Source organism: Geobacter sp. FeAm09 (assembly GCF_008330225.1).
In the GTDB taxonomy this organism is placed as follows: domain Bacteria; phylum Desulfobacterota; class Desulfuromonadia; order Geobacterales; family Pseudopelobacteraceae; genus Oryzomonas.
On sequence record NZ_CP042466.1, the window covers coordinates 1,066,016 to 1,079,052 of the forward strand.

Below are 13,037 nucleotides of genomic sequence, written 5' to 3' on the forward strand. Positions count from 1 at the left end.
ATTATTTTGATTCTAATCTTTGTACTAATGCCGACGGTGATTTTTGCCGATTCACCACCGCAATGGTGCACTAAATATGCAATAGAATCAGCTAATAAAAGGTTTGTCGCTGAAGTTGGACCAAAGGAGGTAGGTCCAAAAGATAAGCCGTGGAAATGGAAATATAAAATCACAGTTCGTGATAACACTAACAAAGCCGATATACTTTGGACTCAAGAATATCATCATACCGGTTATAGCAGCGGAATGCTTTCTAACGATGGAATGTTTTTTGTATATGTTGAGACGTGGTATTACCCTTTAGGCAATCTCATAACAGTGTATTCTAAAAACAAAATAAGGAACTTTAATGCCTTTAATTTGTCTGTTTACCCAATCGATCTGCCAAGGTCAGTATCTCACAGATTGTGGCTGGACTACAATAAACCGGAGCAATTTATAGAGAAAAATGGAAGGATAATCGGTTTAGTTTTAGAGACATATAAAGGTAGACGTGAGATTAAATTTTGAAATTTATAAAGCAAGTAAAGATTAAATATATGAATAGGGTTGCAGTAATAGCCATTCTTAATGGCTGTTTGCATCTCTATATTCTTGGTCTGGCATTATGTGCAGAGATCAAAGGATGTCCCTGCGATGGGAGAGGCCCGTTTTATTTTGTCACCCGCCGAGCAGCAGGAATTCAGTCATAAAGGAGAGGGTGGAGACTCCGAGTCAGCCTATAAGATGTCCCTGTATTATGATTTTGTGGCGCTCGATCACCCGAAGGCAATATACTGGCTAAAGAAGGCAGCACTAAATGGTCATACACTCGCTCAATATAATCTGGGGCATTCATACCTTTACGAAGATGTCGTAAAAGATAAAGTAAAAGCCAAATATTGGTTAAAAAAGGCTGCCCAAAAGAATTATACCTCGGCAATTTTGTTACTCAAAGAATTTGATAATCACAGGCAGCCTCATCAGAATCGAACCCACAAAACCGCGCACCACAGCATAAAGGAGCACAAGGGATGAAGAGAGTCATAGCGGGTATCATGCTGGTCCTTTGGGCCTGTACCGGGGCCGGGGCCGAGTCGTCGGTGTGGAAGGCCCGGAAGGGCGACAGCGTCCTCTACCTGGGGGGGACCTGCCATCTGCTGCGGGAGGCGGATTTCCCGCTGCCAGCCGAATTCGACCGGGCGTACCGGGCCTCCCAGGTCGTGGTGTTCGAGACCGACCTGGACAAGCTCCAGGCCCCGGCGACCCGGCAGCGGTTTCTGGCAAAGGCCATGTACGGCGACGGCAGCACCGTGGACAAACACCTGTCCGCCAAGGCATACGCCGCCCTGAGCGCGTTTTCCGAGGCCAACGGCATCCCCATGCAGAGCTTCGCCCAGTTCAGGCCGTCCATGATCGTCATGACCCTGACCCTCATGGAATTGATGAAGATGGGGGTCACCCAGCAGGGGGTGGACAGCGTCTACCACGCGCGGGCAGTGGCGGACAAGAAGGCGGTGGACGGGCTGGAAACGGCCGATCAGCAGATCGACTACGTGGTCTCCATGGCGGACGGCAACGAGGACGCCTTTGTGGATTATTCCATCGAGGATATGAAGAACATGCGGGAGCAGTTCGCGCTCCTCATCGGCGCGTGGCGCACCGGGGATGCGGCCAGGCTGGACGAGCTGATGTCGGGGGAACTCAAAACGCGGCAGCCCGCGCTCTACAAGAGGCTGATCGTGGAGCGCAACCGGAACTGGCTGCCGGTGATCGAGGGGTACCAAAAGCTGCGCCAGACCCGGTTCGTCCTGGTGGGGGTGGGGCACCTGGTGGGGCCGGACGGCATCATCGAGGCCCTGCGCCGGAAGGGGTACACGGTGGATAAGCTGTAGGATGCGGAGATTTGTGAGATAATCACCGTAAGGAGAAAAGGTCATGAAAAGGATTGTTGCCATACTCGCCGTTGCCGCCTCCCTTGCCGGGGGACAGGCGTTCGCCGACAACTTTCGCTGCCCCAACGGCAAGATCGTCTCCACGGGCGACAGCATCTCCCTCGTTTCAACCAAATGCGACCCGCCTGCCGGCACGTTCAGGCGCGAGGAGCCGGTGACGGCGCAATTCGACCGGGGGGACGGCAGGACCGGGACCACCACCGTCTACATCGAGGTGCAGGAGTGGACCTACACCCAGGGCTCCACCCTGCTGCACACGCTGATCTTCCGCAACGGCATCCTCGCGGAGGTGCGCACCGGCGGGTTTGTTCAGTAATCTGTCTGGCAGGGTGGGGCGGATTTTCCGGAGGGCATGACAGCCTCTGAAACCATTGGCCGAAACGCAGAGTGGCCGATAATTCACGAGAGTAATTTGGTGCCATCGGTGCCTCTGCGGCTCTGTGGCACCTGTTTTTTTCCGGTTGAACGCAGCATGAAAGGATCATGTCGTTTCGTATGAAGGATTTCAACCTGTTTTCACCCCGCCGCGACCGTACCGCGGCCATGCCGTTCATCATGCTCACCGTGCTGATCGACGTGGCGTCCATCGGCCTGATCATCCCCGTGCTTCCCCCGCTGGTGGGCAGTTTCACCGGCTCCCAGGCGGACCAGGCGTTCTGGTTCGGCGTGGTGGTGTTCGCCTTCGGGTTCGCCAACTTCTTCGGCTCGCCGATCCTGGGGGCGCTCTCCGACGCCTATGGCCGCCGCCCCGTGCTGCTGCTCGGTTTCTGCGGGCTGGGGCTCACCTTTTTCGCCACCGGGCTCGCCACGGCCATCTGGATGCTCATCGCGGTGCGGCTGGTGGGGGGCGCCATGCAGGCCAATGCGGCGGTGTGCAACGCCTACGTGGCCGACATCACCCCCCCGGAGGAGCGGGCCCGACGTTTCGGCCACCTGGGGGCCATGTTCGGCGTCGGCTTCATCATCGGCCCGGTCCTGGGGGGACTCTTGGGCGCCATCTCCCTGCAGCTCCCCTTTTTCGTGGCCGGCGGTCTGGCCATGGTCAACTGGCTTTACGGCTACTTCGTGCTCCCCGAGTCGCTCCCCCTGGAGCGCCGCCGTCCGTTCCACTGGCGGCAGGCCACCCCCCTGACCTCGCTGCGCACCCTGGCCGGGCTGAGCGGGGTGGGGCGGCTGGTGGCCGTGGTCGCCCTGAGCGGGCTGGCCCAATTCGTCATGTTCACCGGCTGGGTGCTGTACACCACCTTCAAATTCGGCTGGGGACCGCGGGAAAACGGCTGGTCCCTGGCGGCGGTGGGCCTCATGTCGCTGGTGGTGCAGGGGTTCATGCTGGGGCGCCTGCTGAAGTTCATGAGTCCGCGCCGCCTGGCGGTGGCCGGGCTGTTGTCGTCGACCGTGGCCTTCGTGCTGTGGGGCATGGCCACCCAGGGGTGGATGATGTACGCGGTGATCTTCCTGAACATACTCGGCTTCACCATTACGGCGGCGCTCCAGAGCATCATCTCCGGCGCCGCCGGGCCCCGCAACCAGGGGCAGATCATGGGGGCGGTCAACTCGGTGAACAGCCTCGCGTCCGTATTCGCGCCCCTGTTCGGCGCGCCGCTTTTGGCCATGGTGTCCCATCTGCCCCGGGGCGACTGGCGCATCGGGGCGCCGTTCTACTTCTGCGCCGCGCTCCAGGCCGCTTCCCTGACCCTGGCGTTTTTCCACTTCCGCAGCGAGCGGGGCCGCCCCGCGGCGGGTGCGGCCCAAGGGGCACAACCATGAACGGGAACGGGGAACGGCAGGGGAACGGGGCGCCGTGGCTCCTGCCGGTATCGGACTCCCACGGCGACCCCGCCGCCCTGCTCCGCCTCATCGCCTGGAGCGCCGTACTCTCCATCGCCGTCATCCTGGGGCTTTCGGCGGCCACCAGCTACGAGATCACCACGGGCGAGGTGACGCGGGACGCCAGGGAGGCGGCCGTGCGGGTCAGCCGGGCCATGTTCGAGCAGCAGCGGGAACGGCTGGCCCCCGTGGGGAGCGACGGCCGCTACCGGCTCCAACTGCACGAGGCCGACATGCCGGTCATTGACCGCTACTTCCGCACCTATCTCCGCAACTTCGACATACTCAAGGTCAAGATCTACACCCCCGCCGGCACGATCGTCTACAGCACCGACAGCAAGATCATCGGCCGGACGGACGCCGGCAACCGGCGGCTGGCCAGGGCCTTGCGGGGGACGGTGGATTCCCACATGGAGAAGAAGGACCGGATGCTCGACCTGGGGGAGGAGACGAAATTCAAGGTCGCCGTGGTGGAGACCTACATCCCCATCAGGGCGGGGAGCGAGATCATCGGCGTCTTCGAGCTGTACACGGACGTCACCCCCTACAGCCGGCAGGTCGTCCACATCGTCACGCTGACCGTGGCCTCCCTGGCCGGCATCCTGCTGTTCGTGTTCGCCTGCGCCGCCCTGGTCATCGGGCGGGGGGCCGGGATGCTCAGGGAGACGCAGCGGGAACTGGCGGACAAGGTGCGGCAACTGGAAGAGGCCTTGGCGAACGTGAAGCAGTTGGAAGGGATCATCCCGATCTGCATGCATTGCAAGAAGATCCGGGACGACGAGGCGAGCTGGCAGCAGTTGGAGCAGTACATATCGAGCCATTCCGAGGCCCGTTTCAGCCACGGCATCTGCCCCGAATGCTACGAAAAACAACTGCTGGAGATCAAGGACCGGCTGGGGTGAAAGGAGGCAACCCATGAAACGGATACTGCACATCATCGGCGGCGATCATGCCGGGGCGAGCCTGGAAAAGAGCGGCGTCCCGGGCGAGGTGTTCGTGTGGCACGACATCCTGTACGACGGCCCACGGGAGCCGGGGTGGCCCAATGAGGCGACCCATGCCGCCCGCGCCCGGTTCCTGGACGAGGCGACCGCCGGCGGCATGGGGCTGGTGACGATCCTGGACACCCTCCGGGCCCAGTACCGCAAGCTGGCGGCCGTCGGGGAGTACGACCGGCTCTGCCTCTGGTTCGATGCCTGCCTCTTCGACCAGGCCATGCTCGCCCATATCCTGGCCTGCCTCAAGCTCAGGGAGGTCGAGGGGACGGAACTCGTCTGCGTGGCCGCCTTCCCCGGCATCGTCCCCTACCACGGCCTGGGGCAGCTCTCCCCGGAACAGCTCGCCACGGTGTACGACCGGCGTTGCCCGGTGACCGGGGATCAGTTCGCTTTCGCCGGGGAGGTGGACCGGGCCTTTGCGACCCAGGATCAGGCCGCGTTCGTGGCGCTCTCCCGGCGTACGGCCGCCCCCCTCCCCTGGGTGCCGGCCGCCGTTGCCCGGTGGCTGGAGGAACGGCCCGACCCGGCCACCGGCCTGGGCCGCCTGGAACAGTTGGCCCTGGATGCGCTCCGCGCCGGCTGCACGACGCCGGCGGAGATCTTCGCCCATGTGGCCGCCCATGACGTGCCGCCCCGTTACTGGGGCGACATCACCCTGTGGGCGAAGATCAACGGCCTGGCGGCCCGTACCCCGCCGCTGGCAAGGATCACCGGCCCCGCGCCCCTGCTGCCCCAGTGGGATTGCCAGGGGCGGATGGAGGCGTTCGGGGTGGTGGCGGCGTAGGGCCGCCTTGTCTTTTTCTCCCCTGTGGGGTGATGTACCGCTGCTTTGTCACGCAGGTCAATTAATTTCAAGGAGCTTGCCTGCAGGGTTCCTCCCGGGGAACCGCAGGATAGGTGAAGAGTGTGAATCCGCGACGTCTCAGACCGGAACTGCCCGGTACCGTCAAACGCATCATCGTCTCTGCCCTGTTCTTCACGGCGCCGTTTTTCTACTTCGCCTACCTGACGGGGGGAGATACCCTAAAACGGCACGTGAGGAATTACCGCCTGACCCACGGGGGGTGAAGGCCAGCGGCGTGATCGTCGGGTACGGGGGCGGGGTGGGGAAGCGCGGCACAGAGCCGCCTCCGCTGGTCCGGTTCGAAACCCACGACGGCCGCTCCGTCACCTTCAAATCCCTATACCAGCCCCATTACAGCGGTTTTTCCCTGGGGCAGACCGTGCCGGTCCTCTACGACCGGAAGGTGCCGCAGCAGGCCGAGATCGACAGCCCGGCGCGGCTCTGGGGGGAATGACGCTCCCCTATGCCCTGAGCGCCCTGCTGGTGGCGGTCGGCTGCTGGCCGCTTTGGACACTCCGCACGGGGAACCGCAGGCGGCGCCGGCGGTTCTGATCCGCCTCCCCCGGCCGATCCGTGCGCCGTCACCGTTCGCTGTTATGGCTATAAGTATTTGTTTTTATGATATTTTATAACTATTCTATTCGGATTTGCCCTGACCGTGTGGTATAATTAATCAACGCTCTGGAGTACAAAGGGGGCGGCCCGTTTCCTGCCCCGGGTTCCGGGGGAGACCGGATCAGCGACAAGGAGACCTTATGAAAAGACTATTAGCGGCAGCAGCGGCAGTGGCCCTGCTTCAGGCGGCTCCGGCGGCCTGGGCGAGCAACATCTCTTTCAGCATCAACGTTGGCGGCCCGCCGGTGGTCATCGCGCAACCGCCCGACTTCCTCTACCCGGCCGAGTTGGGCTTCGGGGTGGCCGTGGGCGTGCCCTACGACATGTTCTATCTCTCCGGCATCTACTTCATCAACCGGGGAGGCGGCTGGTATCGCACCTCCTACTACGGCGGCGACTGGGTGCGGGTGCGCTACCGGGACCTTCCCCCGGAACTGCGCCGTTACAAGATGGGGAGGATCCACGAGTACCGCGACCGGGAATACCGCGTCTATACGAGGGACCGGGATCACTACCCGGGGCGGTACTACCGACCGGTCAGGGAGGGGCGTGAAGTGCGCCACGAGTTGGTGCAGCCGAGGCGCGAAGAGCGCCGTGACGTGCGGGAAGATCGGCGCGAGCAGCGCCGCGATATAAAGGAAGAGCGGCGCGAACAACACCGCGATATGAAAGAGGACCGGCGCGAGCAGCGGCGCGATATGAAGGAGGACCGCCGCGAGGAACGGCGTGACGAGCGGGGGGGCGGGCGGTAGGCGCACCCATCCTTCTGCCGTTGCGGATGCGAAGGGTCGGGCATACATGCCCGGCCCTTCGTCCGTTTGGGACGGTGCGGGCAGGCTCGGAAGCTGGGATGCAGCCCACGGCGGGCTGGGATCGGGTTTCGACCGGCAGGGGAGGTTTCAGAGGTCTTGGGGGAGGCCGAACCGCGACTGGATGTCGGGCAGCCACTCCGCCGCCCGGCCCATCTCGCCGGGGATGCACCGGCTGCAACCGACGCAGGCCAGGGCATCGTTGTTCTTTTGGTACTTCATGCAGGCGTCCGCCGTGATGCGGGCCGCCATCCTCCGGCAGTCCACCATGATGTGGGTCCGCATGAAGGTAGCGGATTCAAGAGATTCGGCCATAGTATCACCTCGATGACACTGCTCTCTCTCGGCACTCCAGTAACCATGACTATTTTATAGCATCCGCCGGGCCGATTGCAAGGGGTGAGAGGCGCGGGGGCGAAAAGCCGGGTCATCCCATGGCGGCGCGGACCATGTGGCTCAGCTTCTGCAGGTTGAACGGCTTCTGCAGGTAGGGCAATTCCCCCTCGGGTATCCCCCGTGCGCAGATGATGTCCGCGGTGTAGCCCGACATGAACAGCGTCGGGGTGTCGGGGCGCAGTTCCCGGATCCGGTCGCACATCTCCTTGCCGTTCATCCCCGGCATGATGATGTCGGTCAGGATCAGGTCGATACCGCCCGGGGCGCCCCCGGCGCAGAGCGCGATGGCCTCCTCCGGGGAGCCGGTCGCGACGACCCGGTAGCCCAGGGTGCCCAGCATCCGGGCCGTCAGCGCGCACAGCGCCTCCTCGTCCTCCACCAGGAGGATGGTGCCGCTGCCGGGGGTGACGCGGTGCTCGTGCTCTCCGGGTTCGGGGCCGGCGCCCTCCCGGGCCATGCGGGGGAAGAAGATGTTGAAGGTGGTGCCGAAGCCGACCGTGCTTGACACGGTGATGAACCCCCGGTTCCGGGAGACGATGCCGAAGATGGTGGCCAGCCCGAGCCCGGTCCCCTTGCCCACCTCCTTGGTGGTGAAGAAGGGCTCGAAGATGTGCGCAAGGGTCTCCCCGTCCATGCCGCAGCCGGTGTCCCCCACCGACAGCCGCACGTAGTCGCCCGGCAGGGCCTGGGCGATCCCCTCGCAGGCGGCCTCGTCCAGGGAGGCGTTGCCGGTCTCGATGCTGAACAGGCCGCCGTCGGGCATGGCGTCCCGGGCGTTGACCGCCAGGTTCATGATGATCTGGTCGATCTGGGTCGGGTCGAGCAGGGCCGGCCAGATGCCCTCCGCCGGCCTGAATTCGAACCTGATGTCTTCGCCGATGAGTCGTCCCAGCCCCTTGCGGGCGTCGGCGATGACGGCGTTGATGTTGACCTTGCGCGGCGAGATCACGTCGCTGCGGGAGAAGGCCAGAAGCTGGCGGACGATCTCGCAGGAGTGGTTGGCCGCCTTCTGCATCTCCTCCAGGTAGTGGATCTGCTCTTCGCCCAGGCGGGCCGGCTGCATCCTCAGCAGGTCGGCGTAGCCCATGATGATGGAGAGCTTGTTGTTGATGTCGTGGGCGACCCCCCCGGCGAGCCTGCCCACCGCCTCCATCTTCTGGGCCTGGTTGAATTTCTTCTGGAGCGCCTCCCGCTCCTGGTCGCTCTTCATCTGCCGGCAGATCTTCCAGGCGGAATCCATGAGCACGCTCAGGTGCAGCACGTCCGTTTGGTCATACTCCCCGGCCTTGTTGGCGACGCCCACCACCGCCACGGTCTCCTGGTCGCCGCAGACCGGCACCGAGAGAAACCGCTCCAGGGGAAAGTGCCCTTCCGGGCCCCCTTTTTTCAGCGGGCTCGGATCGGCGTAGCGGTTCACTATGACCGGCTGCCGCCGGCGCAGCGCCTCGCCCCACAGGCCGGCCTGATCGGGCGCCGAGGGCATCTGCTGCCCCGGGGCGGCGCCGCATGCCTTCAGCGCCTCCCGGGACCACACCGTGTGGACGAATTCGCGCCGGGCCTCGTCGTAGACGAAGATGAAGCCGGCCCCGCTGGCGGTGAGCCCCAGGGCCTCCTCCAAGGCATAGTCCAAAAAGCCCTGGACCGAGTCGCAACGGTACTGGAGAATCCTCACCAGGCTCTCCAGGCGCTGGAAGTTGAGGCCCATCTGGACCTGGGCGTTGCGGAGCTCCGTGATGTCGGTGATCACGATGATGATGGCCAGGAGACTGCCGTCGTCCCCCACGTGCCGTTTGGCGTTCAGAAAGCCCCAGAAGTCGCCGCCTCCTTTTTTCAGGTAGTGACGCTTTTCCGAAATGGCGTCGATCTCGCCCCGCACCAGCTTGTCGCGCAGTTCGTCGGAAATCGGGCGCTCGTCCGGGTGCACATGGCCGCTGTAGCGCGAGCCTGCCATCTCCTCTTCTCCGAAACCATACAGTTGGCTGGCGCAGCGGTTGGCAAAGATGATGACGCCGCCGGCGTCGAGCATGACGATGCCGGCCTGGGCCGCGTCGAAGACGATGCGCAGCTTGTCTTCCGCCTGCCGGTGCTCGACGATCTCCTCCTCCAACAGGAACGCCTGCTCCTGCAGCGCCTCCTGGGCCACCTGCCGTTCCCCGATCTCCTCTTCCAGCAGGAAGGCCTGCTCCTGCAACGCCTCCTGGGCCGCCTGCCGTTCGGCCACCTCTTCCTCCAACTGGACGTTCTGCTCGTGGAGGCGCTCCTGGTTGCGGGCCAGTTCATCGGCCATCTCGTCGAAGGCCTGGGCCAGGCGGCCGATCTCGTCCGCCCCGGGGGCCATGGCGCGGGCGTTCAGGTTGCCGCCGGCGATCTCCCGCACCGTTCTCAGGAGCCGGTCGATGGGCTTGGTGATGAGGATATGCAGGAGAAACGACAGGATCAGGGCAAAACAGAACAGGATCGCGCCCAGTTTGGCGGCGCTCCGGTACGCCCCGGAGCGGAGGCTGTCGAGCTGACCGGAAAAGTCGTAGGCCACGAACAGGGTGCCGGTCTGCTGCGGCCTGATCTCGCCGGCCCGCATGCCGAGGGTCACGGGGTAGTAGCCGTGGAAATGGCCGGGGGTGGCGGCGTAGAGCGTGCCCCGCTGGAGCGAAACGGCGGTGCCGGCCAGGCTTTTGTCGTAATGGGGGATGGCGGCGGCGTCCCCATTCACCCACTCCTGGCGGCTGGCGATGAGGACCCGGTTGCCGGAATCCACGAGGGCCAGGGCGGTCACCTGGGGGGAGAGGGCGGCATAGGAGAGCCGCTGGGCCGCCTGGCCGTGCTCGCCCCGCATCAGGCTGTCCGAGAGGATGTCCTGGAGCTGGTTCATCTGGGTGTGGGCGGCCTCGGTCTGGGAGCGGAGGATTTCCCGCCTCCCGTCCCGTATCCGGTCGAGGGTGAGAAAGGCGATCAGCAGGAGGGTTACGGTGAAGACGATGCCCGGGACCAGGAGGCGCAGACGGTAGCGGGGGCGGGACATGCTAGGGCCTCCTGACGACGAGCCGCGCCGGGTCCACCGGCCGCTCCAGCAGTTTTCCCCGGAACATGACGTCGGCCAGCCGTCGGGCCGGGGGGAGCAGGGCGCCGGACAGGAGCCGGTCGTTTTCGTTCCTGTCGGGAATGACGAGCCCGGCCAGGGCCGCCGAGAACTGGGCGCCGGTCAGCCCCTCGCGCATGCCCATGAGCCGGGCGGTATGGTCGGGGTTGGCGCGCAGGTACTTAAGCGCCCTGAACCACCCGTCTTCCAGTGCCTTTACCTGGTCGGAGCGGGTTCGCAGTATATCGGCGCGCACCACGACCACATCGACGATCTCGTCCGGAATCCGGCGGCTGTCGAAGATGCTGCGCGCACCCAGGGCCAGAAGCCGCGTCCGGGCGGGCTCGAAGGTGACCGCCGCGTCGATCTCGCCCGTGGCGTAGGCGCGCTCGTGCTCCTGCACCGCAACCGGCACGATGGTCACATCCCGGGGGGCGAGGCCGGCCTGGTCGAGGGCTCGGGTGAGGACATAGGCGCCAAGGGCCATGGATTCGACGCCGACCCGTTTCCCCTTCAGGTCGCGGACGCTCCCGATGCCGGGACGGGCCAGGATGGCGTCGGCGCCGTGGGAAATGTCCGTCACGAAGAGAACGCGCACGTCGATCCCGTCCTGCACCAGCAGGAGCGCCTCGTCCAGGGTCAGGGCGGCCGCGTCGATGGCGTGGTTGCGGAACGCCTTCAGCACGTCGGCGGCACTGGTCATCTCGTGGAAGCGCACCGCCGATTCCGGGCAGTAGCCCAGGGCGCGGGCCAGGTAGAGCGGCTCGTAGCCGGGCCAGACATTGGTGGCGATCTGCAGGGGGGCGGACGCCTCCCTGCTGCACCCCGCCATGCCGAAGAGCCACGGCAGGCAGAGCCAGGTGCAAACCACGATCCGGACAAACGATGTGTACCCCATGGACGGCCTCGTCGTCCCTGGGCCCGCGCCATGCTCCCCGGTCATGGCGGGCGCAGGGGGTGGTGAAGGTTGTTTGAGGTGAAACAAGTTGTCCACAGTATACCCAAAATCGAGGGATTTGGAAGTGGTTTCAGGCGTTTTTCCACTCCGTTTTCCCGATTCGGCGCCTTGTCCCGGGGCAGTGCAGGGGTGGCGCACCGTTTTTCCGGGCTTTTGAAATGGCTCTTTTTTCAGATTGCCCTTGAAATGGGCGGTTGCCTGGGGTAGAAGTATGACGCCACGTGCCCGCGCGCAACCGCCGCCCCCTGTGCCGCGTACCGCACTGCGCGGCCCCGCCATTTGGGGGGGCCGCACGAACCTCCCGTTCATCTTGCCAAAGGACCTCTCCATGAATGCCGGTCTCCACCACACGGTAACCGTCCCTGACGGCGCGCCGGGCACCGCCGCCCTATCCGTCGGCGCCAGGCCGGGATCACCCCGCGCCTCACGGATGGCCGGCCCGTGGCACGCCATGAGCTCCGGATTCCGCATCCTGCTCGTCGCGGCCGCTTTCCTGGCGGGCATCTGGTCCGCCTGGGCGGCCCCGTCGCCGGCGGCCAGGGAAAATTGGGCCTACACCTACCCCGATGCCGCCTTTGAACTCTGGTCGTGGGCGCGGGAATACCCCGCGGCCGCCCGGCGCTTCTCCCGGTGGGAGGCACGCAACCGCGACCGTTCCGGGCAATTGGTCGCCTGGGCCATCGCCTATCCGGGCAGGGACCTTGGCCGGTTCCTGGAAAGTCACCCCGATTGGCCTGACCTCGGTCAGGTGGCGGAGCGGCACGCTGCCGCCGCACGGGGGCTTCTGGCGTGGTGTCGCCACTATCCCGGGGCGGCCAGGGCGTTGCTGAAGACCTCCCGCGCGGGCCGCGCCCGGGCGGCAGCGCCCTAGAACCTGTCCGGACGCAGGCTTTGCGGCCGCGCATCCCGTAGAGTTGTTTCCGGACAAGTACTCAGACCTGTCCAGCCGCCTCGTGCGTACCCCCTGTCAGGCCCGTTGTCACCAGAAATGCCTTTCCCTTCCCGCTTCCGGCGTTGGCCGCGTAACTTTCCTGTTTACCCATCGACATTAATAATATAAAATTAATTTTTATCAATAAAATGTCCAGGGAACCTATGCGGTGACTCTTTCGGGTGGAAGGCCATCGCGCCGGATGTATCATTATGACCCACCCTGTCCCCCTGCGGTACACCGCGACGCCACGGGGTATTTATAACTTACTGTAATTAGTAAAATACAATTATTGGCATCCAATCTGCTGGAACAGGGGAGCGGGAGAGCGGGCTGTTTCCGAACAGGACAGGAGGGGGTGCCCATGTCGCAGGAGGGGGTTGAGCGGTTTCTGGGCCGGCTGCTGACCGACCGGCGGCTTTTGCAGCTCGGGCTGCGTTCGCTGGCCGAGGCGTGTCGCGAGACCGGGTTCGATCTGAGCGAGGGGGAACTGGCGGCGATCAGGCGGGAGGATCTCCTGCGGATGAAGTCGCTGGCCGAGCGGCTTGACAGCAGGATACAGCGGTACCGGTGCCCCGTGGGAGAGGGGTGACGCCCCCAAGCCGTCTTGGGCATGCGCCGTGCGCGGCTGTGGCCGCCATACTATGGG

General features: G+C 64.2%; 15 protein-coding genes. 12 read left to right on the plus strand and 3 right to left on the minus strand.

The window, feature by feature from the left end:
- The first annotated feature begins 27 nt into the window (after positions 1-27).
- The 10 genes from FO488_RS04895 (at position 28) to FO488_RS04935 (ending at position 6,970) form a co-directional block, all read left to right on the plus strand.
- Positions 28-510 carry a hypothetical protein gene (locus FO488_RS04895; RefSeq protein ID WP_205743354.1) on the plus strand — a complete coding sequence of 161 codons (483 nt, stop codon included), beginning with the start codon at positions 28-30 and terminating at the stop codon, positions 508-510.
- A gap of 126 nt (positions 511-636) precedes the next feature.
- Complete coding sequence (locus FO488_RS04900; RefSeq protein WP_168205897.1) at positions 637-1,017, plus strand: tetratricopeptide repeat protein; 381 nt, start codon at positions 637-639, stop codon at positions 1,015-1,017.
- On the plus strand, positions 1,014-1,874 hold the full coding sequence (locus tag FO488_RS04905; protein ID WP_149209521.1) for a TraB/GumN family protein: 861 nt from the start codon (positions 1,014-1,016) through the stop codon (positions 1,872-1,874). Before FO488_RS04900 ends, FO488_RS04905 begins: the two co-directional genes overlap by 4 nt.
- 43 nt (positions 1,875-1,917) lie before the next feature.
- On the plus strand, positions 1,918-2,250 hold the full coding sequence (locus tag FO488_RS04910; protein ID WP_149209522.1) for a DUF2845 domain-containing protein: 333 nt from the start codon (positions 1,918-1,920) through the stop codon (positions 2,248-2,250).
- A gap of 179 nt (positions 2,251-2,429) precedes the next feature.
- Positions 2,430-3,701, plus strand: a complete 1,272-nt coding sequence (locus tag FO488_RS04915) for an MFS transporter (protein WP_149209523.1) — start codon at positions 2,430-2,432, stop codon at positions 3,699-3,701.
- Positions 3,698-4,663: a hypothetical protein gene (locus FO488_RS04920; RefSeq protein ID WP_149209524.1), complete on the plus strand. Its 966-nt coding sequence runs from the start codon at positions 3,698-3,700 to the stop codon at positions 4,661-4,663. Before FO488_RS04915 ends, FO488_RS04920 begins: the two co-directional genes overlap by 4 nt.
- A 13-nt stretch (positions 4,664-4,676) precedes the next feature.
- Positions 4,677-5,543 (plus strand): hypothetical protein, encoded by an 867-nt coding sequence (locus FO488_RS04925; protein WP_149209525.1) that lies wholly within the window; start codon positions 4,677-4,679, stop codon positions 5,541-5,543.
- A gap of 122 nt (positions 5,544-5,665) precedes the next feature.
- Entirely contained in the window at positions 5,666-5,827 is a 162-nt protein-coding gene (locus FO488_RS19340) for a hypothetical protein (protein ID WP_168205898.1), read from the plus strand.
- On the plus strand, positions 5,824-6,057 hold the full coding sequence (locus FO488_RS04930) for a DUF3592 domain-containing protein (protein WP_149209526.1): 234 nt from the start codon (positions 5,824-5,826) through the stop codon (positions 6,055-6,057). Before FO488_RS19340 ends, FO488_RS04930 begins: the two co-directional genes overlap by 4 nt.
- A gap of 301 nt (positions 6,058-6,358) precedes the next feature.
- Positions 6,359-6,970: a hypothetical protein gene (locus tag FO488_RS04935; RefSeq protein ID WP_149209527.1), complete on the plus strand. Its 612-nt coding sequence runs from the start codon at positions 6,359-6,361 to the stop codon at positions 6,968-6,970.
- A gap of 147 nt (positions 6,971-7,117) precedes the next feature.
- On the opposite strand, the gene FO488_RS04940 is transcribed toward FO488_RS04935, so the two are convergent.
- The 3 genes from FO488_RS04940 to FO488_RS19345 form a co-directional block, all read right to left on the minus strand.
- Positions 7,118-7,342, minus strand: a complete 225-nt coding sequence (locus FO488_RS04940) for a hypothetical protein (RefSeq protein ID WP_149209528.1) — start codon at positions 7,340-7,342, stop codon at positions 7,118-7,120.
- Positions 7,343-7,454: 112 nt separating this feature from the next.
- The gene (locus FO488_RS04945) at positions 7,455-10,442 is read right to left on the minus strand and encodes a GAF domain-containing protein (RefSeq protein WP_149209529.1); all 2,988 of its coding nucleotides are present in this window, start codon (positions 10,440-10,442) and stop codon (positions 7,455-7,457) included.
- Position 10,443: 1 nt separating this feature from the next.
- Positions 10,444-11,397 (minus strand): ABC transporter substrate-binding protein, encoded by a 954-nt coding sequence (locus FO488_RS19345; protein WP_168205899.1) that lies wholly within the window; start codon positions 11,395-11,397, stop codon positions 10,444-10,446.
- Positions 11,398-11,785: 388 nt separating this feature from the next.
- Between FO488_RS19345 and FO488_RS04955 the strand changes: the two genes are divergently transcribed.
- Entirely contained in the window at positions 11,786-12,328 is a 543-nt protein-coding gene (locus tag FO488_RS04955; RefSeq protein WP_168205900.1) for a hypothetical protein, read from the plus strand.
- 424 nt (positions 12,329-12,752) lie between these two features.
- Positions 12,753-12,980 (plus strand): Os1348 family NHLP clan protein, encoded by a 228-nt coding sequence (locus FO488_RS04960; RefSeq protein WP_149209532.1) that lies wholly within the window; start codon positions 12,753-12,755, stop codon positions 12,978-12,980.
- The last annotated feature ends 57 nt before the right edge of the window (positions 12,981-13,037 follow it).

Excerpts from the sequence above, each read along its gene's own strand:
- FO488_RS04945 (WP_149209529.1), bottom strand. The coding sequence starts at position 10,442 with ATGTCCCGCCCCCGCTACCGTCTGCGCCTCCTGGTCCCGGGCATCGTC.
- FO488_RS04960 (WP_149209532.1), top strand. The coding sequence starts at position 12,753 with ATGTCGCAGGAGGGGGTTGAGCGGTTTCTGGGCCGGCTGCTGACCGAC.
- FO488_RS04915 (WP_149209523.1), top strand. The coding sequence starts at position 2,430 with ATGAAGGATTTCAACCTGTTTTCACCCCGCCGCGACCGTACCGCGGCC.
- FO488_RS04910 (WP_149209522.1), top strand. The coding sequence starts at position 1,918 with ATGAAAAGGATTGTTGCCATACTCGCCGTTGCCGCCTCCCTTGCCGGG.
- FO488_RS04955 (WP_168205900.1), top strand. The coding sequence starts at position 11,786 with ATGAATGCCGGTCTCCACCACACGGTAACCGTCCCTGACGGCGCGCCG.
- FO488_RS04905 (WP_149209521.1), top strand. The coding sequence starts at position 1,014 with ATGAAGAGAGTCATAGCGGGTATCATGCTGGTCCTTTGGGCCTGTACC.
- FO488_RS04935 (WP_149209527.1), top strand. The coding sequence starts at position 6,359 with ATGAAAAGACTATTAGCGGCAGCAGCGGCAGTGGCCCTGCTTCAGGCG.
- FO488_RS04925 (WP_149209525.1), top strand. The coding sequence starts at position 4,677 with ATGAAACGGATACTGCACATCATCGGCGGCGATCATGCCGGGGCGAGC.
- FO488_RS04940 (WP_149209528.1), bottom strand. The coding sequence starts at position 7,342 with ATGGCCGAATCTCTTGAATCCGCTACCTTCATGCGGACCCACATCATG.
- FO488_RS04900 (WP_168205897.1), top strand. The coding sequence starts at position 637 with ATGGGAGAGGCCCGTTTTATTTTGTCACCCGCCGAGCAGCAGGAATTC.
- FO488_RS04895 (WP_205743354.1), top strand. The coding sequence starts at position 28 with ATGCCGACGGTGATTTTTGCCGATTCACCACCGCAATGGTGCACTAAA.
- FO488_RS19345 (WP_168205899.1), bottom strand. The coding sequence starts at position 11,397 with ATGGGGTACACATCGTTTGTCCGGATCGTGGTTTGCACCTGGCTCTGC.
- FO488_RS04920 (WP_149209524.1), top strand. The coding sequence starts at position 3,698 with ATGAACGGGAACGGGGAACGGCAGGGGAACGGGGCGCCGTGGCTCCTG.